A 24,451-nucleotide genomic window follows, 5' to 3' on the forward strand; every position below is an offset into this window, starting at 1 on the left:
ACGTCGCTTTTGCGGCGTTTTTAAAAATGTCAAAACGGCTCCTGAGTGAACAGGAGCCGTTTAGTATACTACAACCGCCGGGTAATTAACGCGTGATCGCGTACAGCGTGCCGTCTTTTGCCTGAATCAGCAGTTTACCGTCAGCGACTACCGGATCGGTCAGGAAACCAGAACCGTCAACTTTTTGCTGTGCAACAAAGCGGCCGTTTTCTGGATCGATCCAGTGCATATACCCTTCGCTGTCACCGACCACCAGGCTGCCGTTATACAGGGCTGGCGCAGTCAGCAGGCGGTGCAGCAGATCGCTCTGCGTCCACAGCGTTACGCCGCCTTCAGTGCTCAGCGCCAGCAGGCGATCGTTCTGGTCAACCATATAGATGCGGTTACCGTCAACGATGAAGTCATTCACGGAGCCCAGTTCACGTTTCCACATGATCTGGCCGCTGCGCAGATCCAGCGCGGTCAGGTTGCCGTTATACGCCAGCGTATAAACAACACCGTCAACAATGACCGGGGTGGTGTCCACGTCGCTCAGACGGTCGATTTCTGTTGAACCGGTCGCCTGGGAGATACGCTGCTGCCAAATCATCTGGCCCTGCTGCATCAGTACCGCGCTCACACGACCGTTATCACCGCCAACAATCGCAGCACCGAAAGCCGTTGCCGGGGCGGATTCTCCACGCAGAGACAGCGCTGGCATATCCAGGTTAACGGTCCATTTCACCAGGCCGTCCGCTTCGTTCAGCGCCTGCAGCTGGCCGTTGCTGGTATGGATCAGCACCAGACCATCACTCACCACAGGACGAGACAGAGACTCACCGGCAACAGTCGTTTGCCATGCAACAGAACCGTCACTGGTGTTCAGCGCATAAACCTGCGCTTTTTCGCTTCCCACGTAAACGTGACCGCCAGAGACGGTCAGGCCGCCGGAAAGCAGCGCAGGTTTACGGGAGAACCAACCGTCCTTTTCCGCCAGGTTAACGGACCATACTTCTTTCCCGTCATCGGCGTTCACCGCTTTCACGGTACCTTTGCGGTCAGCGGCATAGACAACGCTGTCCGCATACGCAGGATGCAGGTTGGAGTAGAAATCGCCAATCCCACTGCCCACGGAGACGTCCCACGCGGTGGATGGGGTAAACTGGTTTTCAACCGTTGGCAGCGGGGACATTTTTACAACATCTTCTTCGCCACTGAACAGTGAACAACCACTCAATAACGTAACAGAAAGCAGTCCTGGCAGAAGTAATTTACGCAATTGCATCGGGTCCCTCTCAGACGGACAAATTATTTATTTTCATCTGCATCATTTCGCTCAGCGCAGGTGAAGCTTTGCTATCTACGCCAGCTTGCCACGCTTTACGCGCGCCCGCTTTGTCACCTTTGCTCAGCAGTGCTTCACCGCGCAAATCAGCAACGATGGCAGCAAAACCGTCGCCTTTGATGGTATCGAGCGTTTTCAGCGCGTCATCGACTTTTTTCTGCTGAACCTGGATACGTGCCAGACGCAGGTTGATCACTGCTTTCAGGTTTTCATCGCTTGCAGCAGCAAGACCCTGTGACAGTTGTGCAGCGGCTTTATCCAGTTCGTTTTTATCAACGTACTGCTGAGCCACTTCCAGCGCGGCCAGCGCGCCGTAGGTGTTTTTGTTGTCAGCCGCAAATTTCTCCGCTGCCGTCAGCGTTTGCGGCTGGTCGGCACGAATGGCGCTAACGGTATTTTCGTAGCTCAAAGACGAACCGCGAGCGGCATCAGCCTGATGGTTGTTCCAGTAGCGCCAGCCTACCAGCGCACCTACACCCAAAATAACCCCAACAACCAATGCTTTGCCGTTTTCAGCAAAGAAGCGTTTAATCGCGTCGACCTGGTCGTGTTCGTTCTCGTACATTTCCACGCAGTCTTTCTCCTTAGCCCAATAGAGTGCGCAAGTGCGCCGCAACGCCGTCCTGCGTTACCGTTGTTTGCTCACCAGAGCGCAGGTCTTTCACTACCACTTCGCCGTTAGCCACTTCGGACTCGCCCAGTACCAGTGCAATACTTGCGCCCCACTTATCGGCACGAGCAAACTGTTTTTTGAAGTTGCCGCCGCCATGGTTGGTCATCAGCTTAACGCCCGGCAGCGCATCGCGCACGCGTTCGGCAAGCTGCATCGCCGCAGACTGCGTATCCGCACCTGAGGCCACCAGGTATATATCGACAACGGAATCTGCTTTAAATTCCGGATTAACTGCCTGAACCAGCAAAACAAGTCGCTCAAGACCCATTGCGAAGCCAACAGCAGGCGCCGCACGGCCACCCAGCTGCTCAACCAGCCCATCATAACGGCCGCCCGCACATACGGTGCCCTGCGAACCAAGGCTGGTCGTTACCCACTCAAACACGGTGCGGTTATAGTAGTCCAGACCGCGCACCAGGCGCTGGTTCACGGTATAGGCAATGCCTGCCGCTTCAAGCAGCTTGCACAGGCCCGCGAAGTGTTCGCGAGATTCTTCATCCAGGTAGTCACCCAGCGCAGGCGCATCGTTCAGCAGTGCCTGAACGTCTGCGTTTTTGGAATCCAGAACGCGCAGCGGATTGCTGTACATGCGACGTTTGCAGTCTTCGTCCAGCTTTTCTTTATGCTGTTCCAGGAACGCCACCAGCGCATCGCGGTAGTTAGCGCGAGCTTCCAGAGAACCGATAGAGTTCAGCTCAAGGGAAACGTGATCGGCGATACCGAGGGCGCGCCACCAGCGGGCGGTCAGCATAATCAGTTCGGCGTCAATGTCCGGGCCCTGCAGACCAAAGACTTCCACACCCAGCTGATTAAACTGGCGATAACGACCTTTCTGCGGACGTTCGTGGCGGAACATCGGGCCGATATACCACAGGCGCTGCTCCTGATTGTACAGAAGACCATGTTCGATGCCGGCGCGTACGCAGCCCGCCGTACCTTCCGGACGCAGGGTCAGACTGTCGCCGTTGCGGTCCTCAAAGGTATACATCTCTTTTTCAACCACGTCGGTGACTTCACCAATCGCGCGTTTGAATAACGGGGTCTGCTCTACAATCGGCAAACGGATTTCGCTGTAACCGTAGCTGCCGAGCACCTGTTTCAGTGTGCCTTCAATGCGCTGCCAGATGGCGGTTTCGCCAGGCAGATAATCGTTCATGCCGCGGATGGCTTGAATGTTTTTTGCCACGTTTATTCTCTTTCTATATACAAAAAAAACCCAAAGAATGGGTTCAATCATACATGGGAAGCGGCACGCTTCCCATCACGTTATTTTTCAACCTGCTGAACGTTGATGCGCTGCGTCTCGTCCATCATTGCGGCTTTGGCACGAATGCGTGCTTCGAGCTGGTCGATCATGTCACTATTATCCAGACGATCTTTACGAACGCCATCTTCATAGAGACCACTTTTCTTGTTACCGCCAGTCACGCCCAGTGTTGACACCAGCGCTTCACCCGGACCATTCACCACGCAGCCGATGATGGAGACGTCCATCGGGGTAATGATGTCTTCCAGGCGCTGCTCCAGCGCATTCACCGTACCAATCACGTCGAACTCCTGACGTGAGCAGGTTGGGCAGGCAATGAAGTTGATCCCACGGGCGCGGATGCGCAGTGACTTCAGGATATCGAAACCGACTTTGATCTCTTCCACCGGATCGGCCGCCAGCGAGACGCGCAGCGTATCGCCGATCCCTTCAGAGAGCAGCAGGCCCAGACCGATCGCAGACTTCACAGAACCGCTGCGCAGGCCGCCCGCTTCGGTGATCCCGAGGTGCAGAGGCTGATCAATCTGCTTTGCCAGCAGGCGATAAGACTCTACCGCAAGGAACACGTCGGACGCTTTCACGCTAACTTTGAACTGATCGAAGTTAAGACGATCCAGATGATCGACGTGACGCATAGCGGATTCGAGCAGCGCCTGCGGCGTTGGCTCACCGTATTTTTCCTGCAGGTCTTTTTCCAGGGAACCGGCATTCACACCGATACGGATAGGAATATTTTTATCGCGGGCGCAGTCCACTACCATGCGGATACGCTCTTCGTTACCGATGTTACCTGGGTTAATACGCAGGCAGTCGACGCCATATTCAGCGACTTTCAGTGCGATGCGGTAGTCGAAGTGAATATCAGCCACCAGCGGAACGCTGACCTGCTGCTTGATGAGTTTGAACGCTTCGGCGGCATCCATCGTCGGGACGGAGACACGAACAATGTCCGCGCCTACGCGTTCTAATGCTTTGATCTGATTGACCGTTGCTTCCACATCCGTGGTGCGCGTATTGGTCATCGACTGGACGGCGATGGGTGCCCCGTCCCCGATTGGCACATTCCCAACGTAAATCCGTTTCGATTTTCTACGTTGAATCGGAGCCTGGTTATGCATGAAAAATCTCCCGCGTTGCCCGTCTGTTACTGTGCTGCTGATTGTTCGGCATTAACGGTAAGACGCGCAACCTGGTTAGTTCTGATAAAGCGGCTCAGGTCGACAGGTTTTCCTTGATACTGGATCTGTACCGCTGCCGGAGCGCCGATTTTAAGTTTGTAAGGTGCCTGACCCGTTAGGTTTAACGTGCCATCTTTACGCTGCAGGCCGCTGAACAGCTTTTTGCCTGTGGCATCAGTCACTTCCAGCCAGCAGTCCGCGGTGAAGTTCATCACCAGCGCGTTAGGATCGACTGCTGGTGTCGCAGTGGCTGCCGGGTCGGTAGGCAGGGGTGCCGCAGCAGTATTATCCGCTGGCGCCGTCGCCGCAGGGGCGGTATCCACATTGGCCTGTGAAGGAGAAACAACCGCGTTCTGATCCTGCGCCTGCGTGGCTGGTGCAGCGTCAGGGGTGGTGGCCGGAGCCTGAGCGGCATCGGTCGCAGCTGTTTGCGGCTCGCTGGACGGTGCCGCGCTGTCCGTGTTCAACGGCACGCTCTGTGCGTTGTCATTACCGGATTGATTAAGCTCGGCAGAAGACTGATCGGCCATCGTAGTGATCTCTTCCTGCTGCGCTTTGTGGTTTTGCCACCACCATGCGCCCGTCAGGCCAATCACCACAAACAGCACCAGCCAGGTAAAGCTCATCAGCCAGCCGTCACGTTTTTTACGGCGTTTACCCAGAGAGAAGGTCTGCATCGGCGCAACTTTTGCTGCACGGACCGGTGCCTGCTTCTCCATCATTGGCAGTAATTCTTCTTCGGGGATATGCACCAGTTTTGCGTAAGAGCGGATATAGCCGCGCAAAAATGTTGAAGCCAGATCGGCAGGCGCCTTATCTTCTTCAATATCGCGAACCGTGGAAACCTTCAGGCACAAGCGTTCTGCAACGGCTTGCTGGCTGAGTCCGAGTTGTTCACGGGCGTTGCGAAGACGAACGCCAGTGGAGAGTGCTTCATTTTGGTCGTGAGTGGCTTCAGTATTCATTCGCTACAACTACTGGTACGTGAAAAATAAGGGTTCAGGTGCCGGTGAGTCACAATGCCACCCGCACCGCGAAACTTCTGGTCAGTTAACCTTGAACAGACAGTATAAGACTGTCAGCCGGTAGATGACAGTGCAGCTCTGCCCGCCTGGCTAAACTGTTGTTACGTCGTTACATACTGCCCGAAAGTCATATGAAACGCACCGTAATTATTAATCAAACATCACGAATCTGACTGATTATTCAGTAAGATTATGCTTCACGGCGCAGATCATGCGCCGTGACTGCATAATAATCAAACAGCTTTGACCGCGATTGTCTCACCCTGCATGCGTTTACGCAGCGTACGTTTGGTACGGTCAATCACATCACCCGCCAGCTGTCCGCATGCGGCATCGATATCATCACCACGCGTTTTACGCACGATGGTGGTGAATCCGTACTCCATCAGCACTTTCGAGAAACGATCGATACGGCTGTTCGAGCTACGGCCATAAGGCGCGCCCGGGAACGGGTTCCATGGGATCAGGTTAATCTTGCACGGCGTATCTTTCAGCAATTCTGCCAGCTCATGTGCATGCTCGGTACCGTCGTTGACGTGATCAAGCATCACGTACTCGATGGTGACGCGGCCCTGGTTGGCATTGGATTTCTCCAGGTAGCGGCGCACGCCAGCCAGGAAGGTTTCGATATTGTACTTTTTGTTGATCGGCACAATTTCGTCACGGATCGCATCGTTTGGCGCGTGCAGGGAGATCGCCAGCGCAACGTCAATCATATCGCCCAGCTTGTCCAGTGCAGGCACAACGCCTGAAGTAGACAGCGTAACGCGGCGCTTGGACAGACCAAAACCGAAGTCGTCGAGCATGATTTCCATCGCCGGAACCACGTTGGTCAGGTTCAGCAGCGGCTCACCCATCCCCATCATCACCACGTTGGTGATTGGGCGGGTACCGGTCACTTTCGCTGCACCCACGATTTTTGCCGCACGCCACACCTGGCCGATAATTTCAGACACGCGCAGGTTACGGTTAAAGCCTTGCTGCGCGGTAGAGCAGAATTTGCACTCCAGCGCACATCCTACCTGAGAAGAGACGCACAGCGTGGCGCGGTCATCTTCCGGAATATAGACAGTCTCAACGCGCTGATCGCCGACGGCAATCGCCCATTTGATGGTGCCATCAGACGAGCGCTGCTCTTCCACCACTTCCGGTGCGCGGATTTCAGCCACTTCTTTGAGCTTGTTGCGCAGGACCTTGTTGATGTCTGTCATGTCATCAAAGTTGTCGCTGCAGTAGTGGTACATCCATTTCATCACCTGGTCGGCACGAAACGGCTTCTCACCCATATCTTTGAAGAACTCGCGCATCTGCTGACGGTTCAGATCCAGCAGGTTGATTTTTCCATTTTTATTTGGAACCGCAGGAATGGCGACTTCGGAGGTATTCACTAATTCAGACATAATTTTATCCGGCCTCGTTGTTACACGTTATGGCCCATGGAGGGTTGAAAAGAAACGCCCCGGAAAGCAGTCTGCTCGTCCGGGGCGTTGCATTGTACAAAGTCTGACGCAGGGATGCCACGTTTGCACGCGGCATTTACGAAAATATTAACGAGTGCGAGCGCACACTTCGCCTTCTGCGAAGAAGAATGCGATTTCACGCGCGGCAGATTCAACGGAATCAGAACCGTGGGTGCCGTTCTCGGTGAAGCTGTCTGCGTAATCAGCGCGCAGCGTACCCGCCAGCGCGTTGTCCGGGTTGGTTGCACCCAGCAGATCGCGGTGACGCTGAACTGCGTTTTCGCCTTCCAGTACGGATACCACGATTGGGCCGGAGGTCATGAACTCTACCAGGCCGTCAAAGAATGGGCGACCTTCGTGCTCAGCGTAGAAACCGCGAGCCTGCTCAACGGTCAGGTGCAGCATTTTGGTGCCAACGATCTTAAACCCTGCTGATTCAAAGCGAGCGAAGATGCTGCCAATAACGTTTTTTGCCACCGCGTTTGGCTTGATGATGGAAAAAGTACGTTCAATAGCCATGATAACCTCTGTCAATGTTCTGTTGTTTTGCATACCTGAGTATGGTGTGGCGCGGATTATAATGAGCAATAGCGCCATTGCCTATGGATTCAGGTAACATTTTTTTAAAATAAGACGAGTTTTAGCAACAGCTCACATCTGAAAGCTGTTTTCAGATCACTGCAACGTAAAATTCACCGTCGCGACCTGCCCGGTCTCATCCATAACGAGTAACTGATAATCGCCCGATTTATCAAGCTGTAATGTGTAAACTCTTCCCTTCACACTCAGCGGTTCACCGTTCAAAAACCACCAGCGCTCACCGCTGTTGCCGGTCGCCTGAAGCGGCAGCGAAACGCGGGATTCGCCCGGCAGGCGTTTAATGACGGCCCCTTCGCGCACGCCTGTCAGGATGAGTGGCGCTGGTGCGTCCTGCGACAGCGGAGGACAGATGATTGATGAAGGAGGGACCCGTACCGCGCGACGCTCGGTTGCTGGCAGCCACGGCTCCAGCGGCAGCGGCCAGACATCCAGGACTTTTTCAGTTGCATCAGGGCAATCTGCCGCTACACGTTTACCCGTTTTATCCAGCCAGACCGGGAAGCGAATGCCGCGTATGCCTTCCTGTTCGGGCAGGAGCAGCGTGGGCGGTTCACTCCCTTCCAGCAGCCAGGTCGACAGACGGCGTCGGCAGTTTTCACTGCCTTCTGGCAGCGACTGACCGCCCGGCCAGCAGATCACCCCGCGCCCCACGCTTGTCGGGCGAGGGTCACGCGGCAGACGGGCTTCGTCTACCGTTGAGCGTGACTGAAGCAGGTTATTCACCTGGTTTAATAGCGGAACCGCGCTGGCAAAACCAAACTGTCCCGCCACCGGCGTACCGTCCGGTCGTCCGGTCCATATGCCTATCACGTAACGGGCATTCAGGCCGATAGCCCAGGCATCACGGTAGCCGTAGCTGGTGCCGGTTTTCCACGCCAGCGGCGCGATTTGCGGTAACGCATTATCCGGCAGCGGCTGCGCCTCGTTCGCCAGAATACGGCGAATGATCCACGCCGAACCTTGTGACAACAGCGGACGTTCAGTTAGCGGATCGCCCGGCTGTAACCGCAGCCTTCCCGCTTTACCGTGTCGGGCAAAGGCGCTGTAGGCCGCGGCGATATCAGACAGCCGCGCGCCTGCACCGCCGAGGATCAGGGAGAGATTCGGCTGCGCCCCCGCGGGCAGGATCAGCGGCAACCCCGCGTTACTGAGCATCCCGGCAAAACGTTTTGGCCCGTAGGCTTCCAGCACCTGTACTGCGGGCAGGTTGAGGGAGCGCACCAGCGCTTCACTCATGCTGACCGGTCCGTGAAACCCACTGTCAAAATTCCCTGGCCGATAATCACCGGTTTTTCTGGGAACGTCCTGGAGCAGAGAGGCGGGATGTATCAGGCCATCGTCCAGCGCCATACCGTAGATAAAGGGCTTTAACACCGATCCCGGGGATCGGATCGCATTGACCATATCCACATGGCTGAAACGACTGTCATCGTTAATATCCACCGATCCGACCCAGCCGCGCACCTTCATGTCCGTATGATCCACGACGATCATCGCCAGCGAGCTTCGCGCAGGAAGTCGGGACTTCCAGTTCATCGCCAGCTCTTCCAGCTGCCGCTGTAGTCCGGCATCCAGCGTGGTGACAATTTTAGTGTCGCGGCTTTTGCCGAGCATCATGCGTGCAAAGAGCGGTGCCAACTGCGGCATCTGTCGGGGCGCCAGCCATACCGATTCTTCCCGCGATTCCTTGACCTGCTTCGCAGACCAGACGCCCTGCGTGACCATACGGTCGAGCACTTTATTTCGCGCCGCTTCAGCCCGTTCAGGCCAGCGGTCCGGACGTAATCGACTCGGTGCCTGCGGCAGCACCGCCAGCAGCGCCGCTTCGGAATAGCTGAGCTGCGATGGTGGTTTTCCTAGATAGGTCCAGCTTGCAGCCCCTACGCCCTGCAGCGTACCGCCAAAGGGAGCGCGGTTGAGATAGAGCGTGAGAATGTCGCGCTTGGAAAGATGCCACTCCAGCTGCATCGCCCGCCAGAGCTGACGAATTTTACCGCCAAAGGTGCGCGGATGCGGATCCAGCAGGCGTGCTACCTGCATGGTGAGCGTACTGCCGCCAGAGACGACTTTGCCAGAACTGAGATCCTGCCAGGCGGCACGCAGGACAGAGAGCGGGTTTACGCCAGGATGATCCCAGAACCAGCGATCTTCGTACTGGATCAGCGCCTCAAGATAACGGGGAGACACCTCTTCAATCGTAACCGGGTAGCGCCAGATCCCGTCGCTGTCCGCAAAGCGCCACAGCGGCGTGCCCTTCTCATCCACCACCACCCGGGCGGGGTTAACCTCTTTCAGAGGCAACGGCCACAGGCGGTCGGCGGCGATAATCAGCCCCCATAAAACGAGAAGCGCTCCCGCCAGCCAAAGCCAGCGGGAGCGTGTCAGACGAGCTATCTGCATATTACGGAACAACAATCAGCGGGCCGCTGGCCGCACCCGTTGCCCGCCACTGCGGAACGTACATAGACTCCACCATCGGCACCGGCACCTGGTAGGTACCCGGCGTCACGGCACGCGCCAGATAGACCAGCGTGACCGGCTGACCTTCATTTACCGGCACGGCAGCCACAAAGCGGTCATCGCGGAATTCCATATGCTGAATATCCGCCTGCTGCATCTGGCTGAGCAGGTTCTGGACCTCACTGCCGCTGTCCTGCAGGCTGGCACTGCTGTTCGCCAGGTTTTGGTTTTCCAGCTCCAGACCTGCCGGGAGCAGATCGACCACCAGCGCATCCGGCACGTTCTGGCTGGCCTTCACTTCCAGCCACACCAGCACCAGCTCACCGCTCTTCAGTGAAGAGAGTGACTTGCTGCTGCCGTCGGTTGCCAGGATATGGCGTTCAACCTGCAGCACGTTAGACGTTGGCTGAGGCGCATATTCCGGGTAACCGGTGCTGTCGAGGCGCACCCACAGCGGCGCTGTACCGGTGTTAGTCACCTGCAGCGCGCCAAGCTGGTCACCGTTGACGTTTTGCACCTGCGATTTATCGCCGCTCAGCGCTTGTTCTGAAAGACTGGTCGTTGCCTGCCACGCACCAGACAAGGTTTGCAGCGAACGACCTGCCAGGAACAGCGCATTGCTCTCCTGCGTTGACAGCCAGCGCTGGCTGAACGCTTCTTCAGATAAGGTATTGAGCAGAGCATTTTGTGCTTCCGGCAGCAATTTGTACTCTTCCAGCAGGGAGAGCATCAGCGCGTTATCACGCAGCTGGCTGCCGTAATCGGCCATCCAGTTTTTGCTGTCGTTGCGCGGTGTTTTGAGCGCCAGATCCAGCGCCTGCTGGCTGCGTGGGGCGTCGCCCATCAATTTGAGCGCCATGCCCAGCTGCATCAACGGCAGCCCGGATGCCGCCTGGCCGTGGCGATCCCAGATTTCGCGCAGCGCGCCGAGCGGTGCTTTTTGCTGACGCGCCAGTACCAGCGAAGCATAGGCCTGCACGGCGAATTTGCTGGCCTGCGTATCGTCGCTATAGCGAATGGACATCATGCCCGGATCCTGCAGATAGCGCAGCAGGCGGCTATTGGCGTTATTCACTGCATCGGCAGGTACGCTGTAACCCTGCTCGCCCGCACGCACCAGGAAGTCGGTCACGTAGGCCGTCAGCCAGTACTCTTCCGGACCATTTTTATCCCACAGGGCGAAACCACCGTCGTCACGCTGCATTTGCAGCAGACGGGAGATACCAATATCGATCGCTGCACGGCGTTTATCGTCCGTATCCCCCTTAATGCCAAGCGCCGACAGCTGTGCCGCGTTGGTGTAGAGCGACGGGAACAGGCCACTGGTGGTTTGTTCCAGGCATCCGTACGGGTAGGCCTGAAGTTCGCGAATGTAGCGCGCCAGGTTCAATGGCGGTTTGCCGCTCAGCAGCAGTTGCCCCTGCAGCGTGGCAGGCGAGAAACCGTTGCTATGTTGCGCCGGTGCAATCCAGGACTCACCTGGGTTCAACATCGCGCCAGTGTTTACCGTCTGCGCCGGGAATGCAGGACGCACGCCGATTTTCCAGCTCTTCTGCTGCGGTGCGAAAGTTTCCCCCGGAAGCTGCAGACCGGTCACCTGAGCCGTCACTTCACCGTCACCATAGCCCTCCAGCGCACGCACCGGAATAAACATCGTACTGCGCGCCCCCGGAGGCAGTTGAACCGGCTGCGGCTGCGAGCCTTCCAGCGACACTTTACCCATTGTGGTTAAGGCCACGTTCAGCGTTTGCGGCTGGTCGGTCAGGTTAGTCAGATCCAGCGTCAGCCGTGAGGTATCGCCGTTTGCCAGGAAGCGTGGCGTGTTCAGCTCGGTAATCACCGGCGCGGCGACAACCACCTTACTTTCACTGCTGCCGAAATCGTCTTCCGTCCAGGCTTGCGCCATCAGGCGCAGCTCACCGTTGAAGTCCCCAATCGGCAGCGTAACAGTGCCCTCCCCGTTGGCATCCAGCGTGACCGGCTGTGCCTGCTGGGCAATAATGGTGACGTGGTTCACCGGCGGTTTGCCGCCGCGCTTGAGTTCATCTCCATCGCCACCGAAGCGCAGCGCGGCCATACGTCCCTGCCCTTCAATGACCTGGCCGTAGATATCGTAGATATCCGCGCCGTAGCGCTTCTGGCCGAAGAAAGCCTGCCACGGATCGGGCGTAACGTAATCGGTGATGTTCAACACGCCGCTATCCACCGCCGAGACCAGGACGTTCACTTTCTGCGGCACAGCCCCCTCTTTCACGCTGGCTTTCACTTTCACAGAAAGCGTCTGGTTCGGACGCATTTTCTGCGGAGTATCCAGAGCAATATTCAGACGGCGATTTTCGTCACCCATCGGCAGATGCAGCAGACCAACCGCGCGTTTCGGCGTGGCGGATTTGGATTTATCGCCAGGACGAACCACCAGCGTGCTGAGGTAGAGATCGTGACGTTTCCAGGCTTTATCTACCGGAATGGAGAGATCCAGCCCGTTTGCCGGTACGTCGATCTCTTTCCACCACAGCGGTCCTTCGCTGGACTCGATCATCGCATAGCCTTTGCCCGCAGCCGGTGCTGCAATGTGCAGGTTGATGGTATCGCCTGGCTGGTAGGCTGGCTTATCCAATTTTAGCGTCACGCGATCAGGGCGTGCCGCACCGGTGCCGTCGCTGTTATCCTGCCAGCTATACCCTGCCCAGAAACGCACGCTGCTGACCATTTCATCAGGCGCTTTAACTTCCAGACGGTATGAGCCCCACTCCACCGGGAAAGTGACTTTACCCGTCTCATCGGCCTTGAGCGTCAACTCCTGCTCACCTTCGACCAGGTCTTTCTGATCAAACTGGGATTGCCAGCCATCACTCTCCGACCAGTTCCAGTAGTAGTCCCGGCGTTCGCGGATCAGGCGAACCTGTAACCCGGAAACCGCTTTTTTCGTACCGCTGGCATCGGCATAAACGATGTCGAAGCTGGCGTTGCCGTTTTCATCCACAATCGGCTGGTTGACGGTGGTGTCGGTGCGGTAGTCGTAAACGGCCTTGCTGGCGAACTGCGGACGAATCCCCGGAAGTTCAGCCGCAGGCCAGATAGCCTGTTCAGCACGACGCGTTACCGGACGGCCGCCGGATTCCAGCAGGCTGGCCTGCAGGATCAGCTGCAGCGGAGAGTGTACCTCTTTCCACTGGCTTTCGGTGCTGACCTGTCCACGCCCCTGCTCGTCGAGCGTAAGCTGTACCTCGTCCAGGCTGCGGCTCAGGTTTTCCTCGGCGATATCGCCAAACTGGAAGCCCGGCAACGTAGCCACCGCCTCACGCAGCGGACGCAGGTACAACTGGCCCTGCAGCGAATTGCCATTAGCTGGCGCGCCGTACAGGTAGTACCCCACCACGTTAAAGTCGACATTATCCTGCTGTGATACCGGGGCTTTTTGCCCGGTCAGGTTGAGCGCCATACGCTCCGGCATAAAATCTTCAACGTTGAAGTCCCACAGTCGCTGCAGGTTGTCGCCGGTGTTAGCGCGAATATGCCACATACCGGTCTGCGCCCCGCTGTCCAGCGGATAGTTAAAACGATAGAGTCCGTTTTCTGGCTTGACGACAATCGTACGCGCGACCTGTCCATCCGGACGCAGCACGTCAAGCTTCACAGGCTGATCGGGAAGCGGTTTTCCGTCGCTGTCGCGCAGCAGGCCATTAAGGATCACAGTTTCCCCAGGACGGTAGAGATCGCGCGGGCCAAACATAAAGAACTGCTTGCTGTAGCCAGGGCTACCGGCGATATCGAACTCCGCCAGGTCGAGCGCAGGCAGTTTGAGATCGAGCAGCGTGGTCTGGCCGTCTTTACTGGCCAGGATCAACGCGGCTTCTTTGTCGGTTTCAAGCTTCGCATGACCGTCGGCATCGCTGTTCGCCTCGGCAAGCGTCTGGCCTTTGTCATTCAGCAGCGTAACGGTCACGCCGGACTGCGCCGCACCGTTTTCCAGGCTCTGAGTGAAGATGTCCAGGCGGTTGTGATAGCGGTGAGCGGACAAGCCGATATCGCTCAGGGTAAAGAGCGTTGCGGCGTTGCTGTAGTTGTAGTGCCCTGCCTGGTTCATGACCGCGATATAAACGCCAGACTGCTGGAGTGGTTTAATATCCTTCAGGGGCAACAGCAATTTTTCGCGCGTATTGCGCGCCGGATTAAGGTCGAATCGACCAGTGTAAACCAGTTCCGCCATCTTCAGCAGGTTATCGGATTCCCAGTTGGTCAGAGAATTGCGGTATTCCCACTGGCTGACAAAGGAAGCCAACGACTCCGGCTTCACGCGGTAGAAGTTCACGTCCACGTTGTTAACGTTGAGCGCCATCACCGGCAGGCCTTCCACCACTTTACCCGGCAGCAGTGAGCCGCGGCTGGCAAAACCGACCGTCGGTTCGACATCCCGGGTGGTTAAGGCTTTTTCATAATCGATGCCAAAGGTCGCTTTATTCAGCGCCTGCAGGTCGCGTTCAACGGTGACGACCAGGCTGCGGTTAGGCTCAAGATGGCGCAGTCGAAGCTCTTTCAGGTTAGGCGCAAGTTCCCACGCCCCGTCAACCTTGCCGCTTTTCTTATCCACGACATGCACTGTTTTCGCGAAATCCTGATCGGGATTCAGCGGAACAGAAAAGGTCAGCACCAGCGTGGCGGCACCGTCGAGCTGAACTTCAGAGGTATCCAGCAACGTCAGCGCTTTTCCCTGACTCTGGGCGGCGAGTTTAGCCAGCGTTTCTGCATTGGGCTTTTCCGCGGCTTTCGGTGTTGATGCGGTGGATGCCGCGGGAGCCGCAGCCTGAGATTTATCGTCGCTGTTATCACAGCCGACAAGCGTAAACGTGGTAAGCAGCGCAAGAGAGAGCGCGGCTAAGCGAAACGGTTTCATCCTTTGTCCCTGGCCCATGGAGCCTGTTGGTCGTCGTCCGGATAAGTATTATCCGCAAGTTTCATTAATTCAAAAAGTCCAATTTTAGAATCTTGAAAGCGCCTCGCAGAATCGCATCACGCCGCTACGCCGTGATGGAACCGCGATCACAGCACATAACGTCACATGTTACCTTTCACGTCATTTGTTTTTAAAACAAGAAGATAGCTGGATAAGCGTGCCTGAAGACTGCTAGTTTTATGACCATGACGCACCCCGAGTGCGCGGTTCAATAAGAGAGAAAGCCATGAAACGAGCCGTGAACGCCCTACAAAATTTCGGAAAATCATTGTACGGACCGGTACTTATCTTACCGATTGTCGGTCTTTTTATCGCCTTTGGTAACGTACTGGGTAACGGCAATCTTGCCGAGTACCTGCCGTTTCTTGGCCATCCTCTGATTCAGAATATCGGCCAACTCATCGCGAAATCTGCCGTATCGGTACTGGTTAACCTGGCACTGGTGTTTGCCGTCGGTATCCCGATTGGTCTGGCGACACGTGATAAAGGCTATGCCGCGCTGATTGGGCTGGTGACCTTTGTGGTGTTCATCAACGCAATGAACGTCACGCTGCAGCTACAGGGCGCGCTTGCGCCTGCCGAGCAGATGAAAGCGGCCGGACAGACCATGGTGCTGGGCGTGCAGGTGCTGGAGATGGGCGTGTTCGCCGGGATCCTGACCGGCGCGCTCTCCGGCTATCTGTACAACAAATACTCCGGCGTACAGTTTAACGGCGCGATGGCGATTTACTCCGGCCACTGTTTTGTCGCTATCGTCATGCTCCCCGTCTCCATGCTGCTCGGCGTGGTGATGAGTGAATTGTGGCCGTTTGCCCAGCACGGCATTAGCGCCCTGGCGCTGGCCATTAAAGGCTCCGGGCCGTTTGGCGTGGCAATCTACGGTTTCCTGGAACGCATTCTGGTCCCCACCGGCCTGCACCATCTGGTTTATACGCCGTTCCTCTATACCGAGCTGGGCGGCACGCAGGAGGTATGCGGCGCAACCTATCAGGGCGCGCGCAATATCTACTTCGCCGAGATGGCCTGCCCGGACGTGAAGCAGCTCAGCAGCACGGTGGTGTGGGATGCGCGCGGCATCAGCAAAATGTTCGGCCTGCCTGCCGCCGCGCTGGCGATGTACATGACCGCGAAGCCGGAGCGTAAAGCCATTGCGAAAGCCATTTTGATCCCGGCGGCGCTGACTTCGCTGCTGGTCGGCGTGACCGAGCCGATTGAGTTCTCCTTCCTGTTTGTCGCCCCGCTGCTCTTCGTGGTGCACGCGGTGCTGACCGGCATCGGCATGATGCTGTTCTCGCTGCTGGGCGTTCACGCCATCGGCGCCAATGGGATTATCGACTTCATCCTTTACAACCTGCCGCTCGGCACGGAGAAGTCCAACTGGCCGATGTACCTCCTGGTTGGGCTGATCATGTTCGCCCTCTACTTTGTAGTGTTCCGCTTCCTGATCCTGCGCTTCAACATGAAGACGCCGGGCCGTGAGGATGACGATAAGGAGACGCGCCTCTACAGCAAGCAAGAGTACCAGGCCAAAGGCAATAACGACGGGCTGGGCGAGTCCATCGTGGTGGGGCTGGGCGGCCGGGAAAACATTGAAGTGGTAGATAACTGCTACACCCGCTTGCGCGTCACGGTGAAGGATGTCGCCATCATCGACGAGCCGCGCCTGAAGGCGACTGGCGCGAAGGGGATTATCAAACAAGGTAACAACGTTCAGGTGGTCTACGGGCTGCACGTCAAAAAAATGCGAGAAGCCGTTGAGACGTTTCTCTGAGAGGAGCTAAAGATGTTTACACCCCCATTTATCCTGTCGATTGCCGGCGGCGGTAGCACCTACACGCCGGGTATTGTGAAAAGCCTGATGGTGCGCCTGCAGGATTTCCCGCTGGCCGAAATTCGCCTTTACGACATCGACGAGGCGCGTCAGAACACCATTGCGCCCGTCGTAGAGAAGGTCATTCGCGACCACAGCCAGAGTATCAAATTTACCGTCACCAGTGACCCGGAAGTGGCTTTCAGCGGCGCACATTTCGTCTTCGCCCAGATGCGCGTCGGCCAGTACAAGATGCGCGAGCAGGATGAAAAGATCCCGCTGCGTCGCGGCGTGGTCGGCCAGGAAACGTGCGGCCCCGGGGGTCTGGCGTACGGACTGCGCACGATCCTGCCGATGGTGGAGCTTATCGATCTGGTCGATCGCTACGCGCACGAGAAAGCCTGGATCGTGAACTACTCCAACCCGGCGGCGATCGTCGCGGAAGGCGTGCGCCGCCTGCGCCCGAACGCGCGCGTGCTGAACATCTGCGATATGCCGGTGGCTGCCATGCGTAACATGGGGGCGATTCTGGGGGTCGATCGTCGCAAGCTGGAGGTCGACTACTTCGGTCTGAACCACTTCGGCTGGTTTACCCGTGTGCTGGTGGACGGCGAAGACAAGCTGCCGGAGCTGCGCAAACATATCGCGAAGTTTGGCCTGCTGACGGAAGATGCGGCCAAAACCGACCCGCAGCACTCGGATCCGTCGTGGGTAAAAACCTGGCGCAACATTAAGCCGATCATGGACAACTTCCCGGAGTATCTGCCGAACCCGTATCTGCAGTACTACCTGATGCCAAACCAGATTGTGGAGCATCAGAACCCGGACTATACCCGCGCCAATGAAGTGATGGACGGGCGCGAGAAAAAACTGTTCGCCGCAGCCGAAGAATATAAGCGTACCGGGATCCTGCCGGATGCCTTCCACGTGGGCGTCCACGGTGAATTTATCGTTGACGTCGCCTGCTCGCTGGCCTTTAACCTGCGGAGCCGCCATCTGGTGATGGTGGAAAACCGCGGTGCGATTACCAACCTGCCTTACGATGCCGTGGTGGAAGTGCCCGCGTATATCACCTCCGAAGGCCCGGAACCGATTCGCATCGGTCAGGTGCCGCTGTTCCATCAGACCCTTTTGCAACAGCAGCTCGCCTCGGAACAGCTGCTGGTGGAGGCGACCATCGAGGGCAGCTATGAGAAAGCGCTGCAGGCGTTCACCCTTAACCGCACCGTGCCGACCATGGAGCATGCGAAAGTGATTCTGGATGAGATGATCGAGGCCAACCGCGACTACTGGCCTGCGCTGCAAAAAGCCTGGCAGGACGGCGAAAAGGTGAAAAAATAGGGGCTTGCTCGCGAGTTGAACGTGGTTTGCTTGTCGGTGTCAGAAAAAACACCGACAATCCTTTTTTACGGAAAAGAATGGAGGCAACCCATGTCCACCTCATATTTCGTCGCCGCCGACTGGCTGATTGAGCACGGCGACGATCCGGAAGTTCAAATTATTGATGCGCGTATGGCCCCGCCAGGGCAAGAGCATCGCGACGTGCCCGGTGAATACCGTGCCGGACATCTGCCTGGCGCGGTATTTTTTGATATCGAAGCCCTCTCCGATCACACCTCTCCTCTGCCGCATATGCTGCCGCGCCCGGAAGCGTTTTCCGTGGCGATGCGCGAACTGGGCGTCAGCAAAGACAAACACCTCGTTGTTTATGACGAAGGTAACCTCTTCTCCGCCCCGCGGGCGTGGTGGATGCTGAAAAACTTCGGCGTGGAAAAAGTGTCGATTCTGGCGGGCGGGCTTGCGGGCTGGAAGCGCGACGAGCTGCCGCTTCAGCAGGGCGACGTGACGCTGCCGGAAGGCGAATTCGATGCCACGTTCGACGCACACGTGGTGAAACGCCTGACCGACGTGCTGGTCGTGAGCCATGAAAAAACCGCGCAAATCGTCGATGCCCGTCCTGCTCCGCGCTTCAATGCCGAAGCGGATGAACCGCGTCCGGGGCTGAAGCGCGGACATATTCCGGGTGCGCTGAACGTGCCGTGGGGCGATCTGGTATTTGAGGGCGAGCTGAAAACCACCGACGAGCTGCGCGCCATTTTTGACCGTGCAGGCGTGGATTTACATCGTCCGATTATTGCCAGCTGTGGCTCCGGCGTAACGGCCTGCGTAGTGATCCTGGCACTCGCCACGCTCGGCGCGAACGACGTCACGCTTTACGACGGCGCCTGGAGCGAATGGGGTGCGCGAGACGATCTGCCTGTCGAACCCGCGAAATAATGGATAACCGCCTGGCCACGCTGTTAACACGCGGGGCATCGCTGACCCGCGCGGAGTATCGCGTCCTCGCCCACCTCACGGAGCATCCGCTGCTGGTGGGCAACATCACGGTACGCGAGCTGGCGCAGGCGACGTTTGTTTCGACCGCCACCATCATGCGGCTGTGCCAAAAGCTGGGGTTCAGCGGATTTAGCGAGTTTATCTGGCACTGCAAGCAGTTGCTTTCCGACACGCCGCATATTGCCGCTCAGGCGCCCTCCCTTCCAGAACTCCCGGCGCTGTTTAATCAGTTTATCGCCAACTATCAGCACACCTTCCGGTGGGTCACGCAGGAGAAGCGCCAGCAGTTTGCCGACCTGCTGCGCCAGAAAGAGAGCTTCTTTCTCTACGGCGCCGGTTTTTCTTATCTGTTTGCGGAGTACCTGACCAAGAAGCTGCAGGTTCTGGGCAAAACGGCGTTTATCTCCGGGCCGGGAGACAGCCGAAATATTTTTCTCAGCAATGCCGCACGCTATCAGGTTTTTATTGCCGTCTCGCGCAGCGGCGAAACGGAGCAGGTGCTGGATAAAGCGCGGATTGCCAAAAACGTCGGCATGACAATCGTTGCCTTTACCCGCGCCTCGGCCAATACGCTGGCGGGGATGGCGGACGTGCACTTTGCCCTGTATGACGAAGCGGTACACTACGCCGCCGAAGCCGCGGGGGTGACGTCGTTTGAGTCAAATCTGGTGCTGCTGATGGATTTACTGCTGCTGGAAGCAACGGGGTGATATTCACCCCGCCGTAATCAGATGATGCGGTTAGTTTTGAGATCGCGCAGGAAGCCGCCCCAGCGACGCTCGTAGAACGGGATGATGTGCTCGGTAATAAAGTGGCTGATGCCCTTCTCACCGTTCTTAACCTGGCAGATATCGATCGGCTCATCGCCCGGCAGCGTGTCGGTCGCCACGCTTCCCGCCGCCTGAATGATATCCTCGATATCGCCGTCCGCCTCAATACCAATCAGCAGTACCGGATGTTCGTCCGCGCGCTCTTTAATAGAGCAGAGGAACGCGCGCCTGACGGGCTTGAGCGTTTTGAACAGCGTGGTCAGAGAGTCAATCATCTGCGCGGGCGGTTCAGCCACTTCAGACAGCAGCAGCGTTTCGCCCCCTTCCAGCACTTCCTGAGTGCTGAGCGGGTTACCCTCTTCGCCCATCAGGTGGCTGATTTCACGCGGCGTGAACTCTTTACCGGTCGGCAGCTTCGCGTTAAGGAACAGCGTCTGGCCCAGCGTCATTTCAAACAGGGTACGTACAGGCATCACCACGAACGCCTGTTCGTCTTCAACGGCTTTCTGCAGCGCTTCCAGCGAGGTAAAGAACGGGATCACCGAGGTGCCGTCGTCTTTTTCCCAGTGCAGCAGATCCAGCGCGCTGTCTTCTACGACCTGCTCACCTTCCGCCGCGGTGCCCGGCACCCAGACGGTGGATTCCAGCAGCGTGCGGAAAAATGCCGGACGATGGGCGGGCTCGGTCGCCGCCTGCTCCAGCAGGGTTTCTAATTCGTTTTTGGTTTCTGACATAACAATTCCAGATGATGCATTTCCCCCTCACCCCAGCCCTCTCCCTCAAGGGAGAGGGAGCAAACCATCCCCTCTCCCCGTGGGAGAGGGTTAGGGTGAGGGCAATAACGGTTACTCAGCCGTCAGCAGGTTCGCCACGGTACGCACGCCCAGACCGGTCGCGCCCGCAGACCACTGCTCAACCGCCGCTTTACGGTACGTCGCGGAGCAGTCAATGTGCAGCCAGCCCTCGTGGTAGTTCTCAACGAAGTGGGACAGGAAGCCTGCTGCGGTGCTTGCACCCGCCGGGTACGCCGCGCTCGCGGTGTTGTTCAGCTCGGCAAAGTTGGACGGCAGCTGGCTGCGGTGGAACTCAGCCAGCGGCAGGCGCCAGAACGGCTCGTTCTCTGCGGCAGCGCTTGCCAGCAGGCGCGCGGCCAGCTTGTCGTCAAAGCTGAACAGCGCATGGTAGTCGTTGCCCAAGGCGGTTTTTGCCGCGCCGGTCAGGGTCGCCATGTCGATAATCAGCTCTGGCTTCTGCGCAGAAGCGTCGATCAGGCCATCGGCCAGCACCAGGCGGCCTTCGGCGTCGGTGTTCATCACCTCAACGTTTTTGCCGTTGCGGTAGCGAATGATGTCGCCCAGCTTGAAGGCGTTACCGCTGACCATGTTGTCCGCGCAGCACAGGTACAGCTTCACGCGCTTGTTCAGGCCACGGGTGATAGCGAATGCCAGCGCGCCGGTAATGGTCGCCGCGCCGCCCATGTCGGACTTCATGGAGTCCATGAACGCGCTCTGCTTCAGGCTGTAGCCGCCGGTGTCGAAGGTGATGCCTTTACCGACCAGGCAGGCAAAGACTGGCGCTTCTTTATCGCCGGTTGGGTTGTAATCCAGCGCCAGCAATACAGGAGGACGTTCAGAACCACGGCCCACGGTGTGGATACCCATATAGTTCTGCTCGCGCAGATCTTCACCTTTGGTGATGCGGTAGGACATTTTGTCACCGGCCACGCCGCACAGCAGGTCAACCGCGCGCTGCGCCAGCTGCTCAGGACCTAACTCTTCCGCCGGTGCGTTAATGGTGTCGCGCACCCAGTCGATAATGTTCAGGCGGCTTTCCAGCTCTTTCTGACCGGCTTCATCAAGGTTAGCCCACTCGATTTTGCGGGTGCCTTTCGGGCCTTTGTAGCCTGCCCAGAATGCCCAGCTGCGGTCGGTGTCCCAGCCTTCGCCTTCCAGAGAGACGTGTTTAATCCCCAGGCCGTCAATTTTACGCGCGGCGCGCTGGATCAGGCCCAAATCATCGTTGCCCGTCAGGTGCAGGGTAATGCCGTCGTTGTTAATGCTGTAGGTGGCTTTCTCGCCCCAGCGCGCGTCAGCAGGCTGATTCGAGAGCGTAATCGTCATCGCTTCGGTCATTTTATTTTTCCTTATTAGCAACTAGCAAACGGGCCGCCTGAAGGCAGCCCGTTATGTTTTTTATTCTGCTTCATCTAACCAGACTAACAGAATCGCCTCCAGAATTTTTTCATTGGATGCGTTTGGATCATCGTCGAAATCCTCTAAATCGCAGATCCACTGGTGCATGTCGGTGAATCGTACGGTCTTCGGATCGAGATCCGGGTTCGCGTCGTAGAGCGCTTCGCCGATTTCACGGCTGTCTGTCCACTTCAGTCCCATATCAATGCTCGCGTGCGTGGTTGATGGTGTAGCGTGGGAATTCCACGACCAGATCTTCATCGGTCACCGCGGCCTGGCAGCTCAGGCGGCTGTCTGGCTCCAGACCCCATGCTTTATCCAGCATGTCGTCTTCGTCTTCGGTGCTCTCGACGAGCGAGTCGAAACCTTCACGCACGATGCAGTGGCAGGTGGTGCAGGCACAGGATTTTTCACAGGCGTGTTCCACTTCGATACCTGCACGCAGGGCAACATCGAGAATGGTTTCACCGGTCTTCGCTTCCAGAACAGCGCCATCCGGACAGAGGTCCGCATGAGGCAAAATTACAATCTTTGGCATATTAAACCTCGTCCACGGACTGGCCTTTCAGCGCGACGCGGACAGATTTGTCCATGCGGCGAGCAGCAAAGTCCTGGGTTTGTTTATCAACGTTTTTAATGGCTTCTTCTATTGCGTCAGCGTCATTGCCTTCGGCCACTGCGCTCAAGCGCGCGGCAGCATCGTCAATCACCTGACGCTCAGCGGCGCTTAACAGCGCGGCATCGGCAGCGAGCGCGCCGTTAAGGCTTTCCAGCACGCGTGCGGCTTCAACTTTTTGTTCAGCCAGCATACGCGCCTTCACATCCTGCTCGGCGTAGCTCATTGAGTCCTGAATCATGGAGGCGATTTCGCCATCGGTCAGGCCGTAGGACGGCTTCACCTGGATGGACGATTCCACGCCGGTGGATTTTTCCATCGCCGTCACGCTCAGCAGGCCGTCCGCATCCACCTGGAAAGTGACGCGAATATGCGCCCCGCCCGCAGGCAGTGCCGGGATGCCGCGCAGCGCAAAGCGCGCCAGTGAACGACAGTCCTGCACCAGCTCACGTTCGCCCTGCATCACGTGGATGGACATCGCGGTCTGGCCGTCTTTGAAGGTGGTAAACTCCTGCGCGCGCGCCACCGGGATGGTGGTATTACGCGGGATCACTTTCTCCACCAGGCCGCCCATGGTTTCTAACCCCAGCGACAGCGGGATGACGTCCAGCAGAAGCATTTCACTGTCCGGCTTGTTGCCGACCAGAATATCGGCCTGGATTGCGGCCCCCACGGCAACCACTTTGTCCGGGTCGATGGAGGTCAGCGGCGTGCGGCCAAAGAATTCGCCCACGCGCTCGCGCACCAGCGGCACGCGCGTAGAACCGCCCACCATGACCACTTCCAGCACCTCGTTCGCCTCAACGCCTGCATCCTTCAATGCGCGACGGCAGGCCAGCAGGGTGCGTTTCACCAGCGGGGCAATCAGATCGCTGAACTGGTCGCGGGTGATGTCCCCCTGCCAGCCCGCAACGTTAACAGATACCGTCTGCGCATCGCTCAGGGCGATTTTGGCGTCGATAGCTGCATCCAGTAGTTCACGCTGTACGCGCGCATCGCTGCGATCGCTGATGCCCGCCTGCTCGCGAATGTAATCCGCCAGCAGATGGTCGAAATCATCGCCGCCCAGCGCGGAATCCCCGCCAGTCGCCAGCACTTCAAACACCCCGCGGCTTAAGCGCAGGATCGAGATATCAAAGGTACCGCCGCCGAGATCGTAAACCGCAATCACCCCTTCCTGACCGGAATCGAGGCCATAGGCAATCGCCGCCGCCGTCGGTTCGTTCAGCAGTCGCAGCACGTGCAGGCCAGCCAGACGCGCGGCGTCTTTGGTGCCCTGACGCTGTGCGTCGTCAAAATAGGCCGGAACGGTAATGACTACGCCGTCCAGATCGCCGCCGAGCGTTGCGGTCGCACGCGCCGCCAGCGCTTTGAGGATGTCAGCGGACACGCGGATCGGGTTCAGCAGACCGGCCGCGGTTGCAATCATCGGCAGGCCGTTTTCACTGGCCTGGAGCTGGTAAGGGAGATGCGGATAGCGGGTCTGGATATCGGTCAGCGAGCGGCCCATCATGCGCTTTACAGAGCTGATGGTGTTGGCCGGATCGCGCGCGGCGTTGGCGCGGGCGTCATAGCCAACCGCGTGACCCTGCTGCTGGTAGTGGACCACGGAAGGCAGCAGATGGCGGCCCTGCTCGTCAGCCAGCGTTTCCGCCTGGCCGCTGCGCACGGTCGCCACGAGGGAATTGGTGGTGCCCAGATCAATACCCACCGCCAGACGACGCTGGTGCGGTGCGGCACTTAAGCCGGGCTCACTAATTTGTAATAAGGCCATAATTGCTTCCG

18 protein-coding genes are annotated in these 24,451 nt (G+C 57.7%); 4 read left to right on the forward strand and 14 right to left on the reverse strand.

Going from position 1 to position 24,451, the window contains the following annotated elements; genetic code table 11:
• Nucleotides 1–85: 85 nt before the first annotated feature.
• The 9 genes from bamB to ACOQH0_RS16675 all read right to left on the reverse strand — a co-directional run bounded on the left by bamB (nt 86) and on the right by ACOQH0_RS16675 (nt 14,881).
• Nucleotides 86–1,264 carry an outer membrane protein assembly factor BamB gene (bamB, locus tag ACOQH0_RS16635; protein WP_421510847.1) on the reverse strand — a complete coding sequence of 393 codons (1,179 nt, stop codon included), beginning with the start codon at nt 1,262–1,264 and terminating at the stop codon, nt 86–88.
• A 10-nt stretch (nt 1,265–1,274) separates the two neighbouring features.
• The gene (locus ACOQH0_RS16640) at nt 1,275–1,895 is read right to left on the reverse strand and encodes a YfgM family protein (RefSeq protein WP_042718337.1); all 621 of its coding nucleotides are present in this window, start codon (nt 1,893–1,895) and stop codon (nt 1,275–1,277) included.
• Nucleotides 1,896–1,908: 13 nt separating this feature from the next.
• Nucleotides 1,909–3,183, reverse strand: coding sequence for a histidine--tRNA ligase (gene hisS, locus ACOQH0_RS16645; protein ID WP_089597811.1), 1,275 nt, complete (start codon nt 3,181–3,183; stop codon nt 1,909–1,911).
• Between the two features lie 80 nt (nt 3,184–3,263).
• The gene (gene ispG / locus ACOQH0_RS16650; RefSeq protein WP_008502138.1) at nt 3,264–4,382 is read right to left on the reverse strand and encodes a flavodoxin-dependent (E)-4-hydroxy-3-methylbut-2-enyl-diphosphate synthase; all 1,119 of its coding nucleotides are present in this window, start codon (nt 4,380–4,382) and stop codon (nt 3,264–3,266) included.
• 26 nt (nt 4,383–4,408) lie between these two features.
• Nucleotides 4,409–5,407, reverse strand: coding sequence for a cytoskeleton protein RodZ (rodZ, locus tag ACOQH0_RS16655; RefSeq protein ID WP_215230129.1), 999 nt, complete (start codon nt 5,405–5,407; stop codon nt 4,409–4,411).
• Nucleotides 5,408–5,700: 293 nt separating this feature from the next.
• A complete protein-coding gene (locus ACOQH0_RS16660) occupies nt 5,701–6,867 on the reverse strand; it encodes a bifunctional tRNA (adenosine(37)-C2)-methyltransferase TrmG/ribosomal RNA large subunit methyltransferase RlmN (RefSeq protein WP_089597809.1) in 1,167 nt (388 codons plus the stop codon).
• A gap of 147 nt (nt 6,868–7,014) precedes the next feature.
• Nucleotides 7,015–7,446: a nucleoside-diphosphate kinase gene (ndk, locus tag ACOQH0_RS16665; protein WP_010433958.1), complete on the reverse strand. Its 432-nt coding sequence runs from the start codon at nt 7,444–7,446 to the stop codon at nt 7,015–7,017.
• 156 nt (nt 7,447–7,602) lie between these two features.
• A complete protein-coding gene (pbpC, locus tag ACOQH0_RS16670) occupies nt 7,603–9,927 on the reverse strand; it encodes a peptidoglycan glycosyltransferase PbpC (protein WP_421510848.1) in 2,325 nt (774 codons plus the stop codon).
• A 1-nt stretch (nt 9,928) separates the two neighbouring features.
• Nucleotides 9,929–14,881, reverse strand: coding sequence for an alpha-2-macroglobulin family protein (locus ACOQH0_RS16675; protein WP_421510849.1), 4,953 nt, complete (start codon nt 14,879–14,881; stop codon nt 9,929–9,931).
• 286 nt (nt 14,882–15,167) lie between these two features.
• On the opposite strand from ACOQH0_RS16675, the gene ACOQH0_RS16680 reads away from it, so the two are divergent.
• From ACOQH0_RS16680 to ACOQH0_RS16695, 4 genes are all read left to right on the forward strand, one after another.
• The gene (locus tag ACOQH0_RS16680) at nt 15,168–16,712 is read left to right on the forward strand and encodes a PTS transporter subunit EIIC (protein WP_089597806.1); all 1,545 of its coding nucleotides are present in this window, start codon (nt 15,168–15,170) and stop codon (nt 16,710–16,712) included.
• A gap of 12 nt (nt 16,713–16,724) precedes the next feature.
• Nucleotides 16,725–18,092: a 6-phospho-alpha-glucosidase gene (locus ACOQH0_RS16685; protein ID WP_421510850.1), complete on the forward strand. Its 1,368-nt coding sequence runs from the start codon at nt 16,725–16,727 to the stop codon at nt 18,090–18,092.
• 90 nt (nt 18,093–18,182) lie between these two features.
• Nucleotides 18,183–19,028, forward strand: a complete 846-nt coding sequence (sseA, locus tag ACOQH0_RS16690; protein ID WP_059312119.1) for a 3-mercaptopyruvate sulfurtransferase — start codon at nt 18,183–18,185, stop codon at nt 19,026–19,028.
• Nucleotides 19,028–19,798, forward strand: coding sequence for a MurR/RpiR family transcriptional regulator (locus tag ACOQH0_RS16695; RefSeq protein ID WP_010433975.1), 771 nt, complete (start codon nt 19,028–19,030; stop codon nt 19,796–19,798). Before sseA ends, ACOQH0_RS16695 begins: the two co-directional genes overlap by 1 nt.
• A 17-nt stretch (nt 19,799–19,815) precedes the next feature.
• Here the strand turns inward: ACOQH0_RS16695 and sseB are convergent, their stop codons facing one another.
• The 5 genes from sseB to hscA form a co-directional block, all read right to left on the reverse strand.
• The gene (gene sseB / locus ACOQH0_RS16700) at nt 19,816–20,592 is read right to left on the reverse strand and encodes an enhanced serine sensitivity protein SseB (protein ID WP_420984572.1); all 777 of its coding nucleotides are present in this window, start codon (nt 20,590–20,592) and stop codon (nt 19,816–19,818) included.
• A gap of 111 nt (nt 20,593–20,703) precedes the next feature.
• On the reverse strand, nt 20,704–21,990 hold the full coding sequence (gene pepB / locus ACOQH0_RS16705) for an aminopeptidase PepB (protein WP_421510851.1): 1,287 nt from the start codon (nt 21,988–21,990) through the stop codon (nt 20,704–20,706).
• 60 nt (nt 21,991–22,050) lie between these two features.
• The gene (gene iscX, locus ACOQH0_RS16710; RefSeq protein WP_003860650.1) at nt 22,051–22,251 is read right to left on the reverse strand and encodes a Fe-S cluster assembly protein IscX; all 201 of its coding nucleotides are present in this window, start codon (nt 22,249–22,251) and stop codon (nt 22,051–22,053) included.
• Between the two features lies 1 nt (nt 22,252).
• On the reverse strand, nt 22,253–22,588 hold the full coding sequence (fdx, locus tag ACOQH0_RS16715) for an ISC system 2Fe-2S type ferredoxin (RefSeq protein ID WP_033146221.1): 336 nt from the start codon (nt 22,586–22,588) through the stop codon (nt 22,253–22,255).
• Between the two features lies 1 nt (nt 22,589).
• The gene (gene hscA, locus ACOQH0_RS16720) at nt 22,590–24,440 is read right to left on the reverse strand and encodes a Fe-S protein assembly chaperone HscA (RefSeq protein ID WP_421510852.1); all 1,851 of its coding nucleotides are present in this window, start codon (nt 24,438–24,440) and stop codon (nt 22,590–22,592) included.
• Nucleotides 24,441–24,451: the final 11 nt, after the last annotated feature.

The organism is Enterobacter sp. JS8-1, assembly GCF_049187015.1.
Taxonomy (GTDB): Bacteria; Pseudomonadota; Gammaproteobacteria; order Enterobacterales; family Enterobacteriaceae; genus Enterobacter; species Enterobacter mori.

Bases quoted from the DNA above. Each gene is read 5' to 3' on its own strand.
- ispG (WP_008502138.1), bottom strand. From the start codon at position 4,382: ATGCATAACCAGGCTCCGATTCAACGTAGAAAATCGAAACGGATTTAC.
- ACOQH0_RS16680 (WP_089597806.1), top strand. From the start codon at position 15,168: ATGAAACGAGCCGTGAACGCCCTACAAAATTTCGGAAAATCATTGTAC.
- ACOQH0_RS16675 (WP_421510849.1), bottom strand. From the start codon at position 14,881: ATGAAACCGTTTCGCTTAGCCGCGCTCTCTCTTGCGCTGCTTACCACG.
- ACOQH0_RS16695 (WP_010433975.1), top strand. From the start codon at position 19,028: ATGGATAACCGCCTGGCCACGCTGTTAACACGCGGGGCATCGCTGACC.
- rodZ (WP_215230129.1), bottom strand. From the start codon at position 5,407: ATGAATACTGAAGCCACTCACGACCAAAATGAAGCACTCTCCACTGGC.
- bamB (WP_421510847.1), bottom strand. From the start codon at position 1,264: ATGCAATTGCGTAAATTACTTCTGCCAGGACTGCTTTCTGTTACGTTA.
- sseA (WP_059312119.1), top strand. From the start codon at position 18,183: ATGTCCACCTCATATTTCGTCGCCGCCGACTGGCTGATTGAGCACGGC.
- fdx (WP_033146221.1), bottom strand. From the start codon at position 22,588: ATGCCAAAGATTGTAATTTTGCCTCATGCGGACCTCTGTCCGGATGGC.
- iscX (WP_003860650.1), bottom strand. From the start codon at position 22,251: ATGGGACTGAAGTGGACAGACAGCCGTGAAATCGGCGAAGCGCTCTAC.
- ACOQH0_RS16685 (WP_421510850.1), top strand. From the start codon at position 16,725: ATGTTTACACCCCCATTTATCCTGTCGATTGCCGGCGGCGGTAGCACC.
- pbpC (WP_421510848.1), bottom strand. From the start codon at position 9,927: ATGCAGATAGCTCGTCTGACACGCTCCCGCTGGCTTTGGCTGGCGGGA.
- hscA (WP_421510852.1), bottom strand. From the start codon at position 24,440: ATGGCCTTATTACAAATTAGTGAGCCCGGCTTAAGTGCCGCACCGCAC.
- ndk (WP_010433958.1), bottom strand. From the start codon at position 7,446: ATGGCTATTGAACGTACTTTTTCCATCATCAAGCCAAACGCGGTGGCA.
- pepB (WP_421510851.1), bottom strand. From the start codon at position 21,990: ATGACCGAAGCGATGACGATTACGCTCTCGAATCAGCCTGCTGACGCG.
- ACOQH0_RS16660 (WP_089597809.1), bottom strand. From the start codon at position 6,867: ATGTCTGAATTAGTGAATACCTCCGAAGTCGCCATTCCTGCGGTTCCA.
- sseB (WP_420984572.1), bottom strand. From the start codon at position 20,592: ATGTCAGAAACCAAAAACGAATTAGAAACCCTGCTGGAGCAGGCGGCG.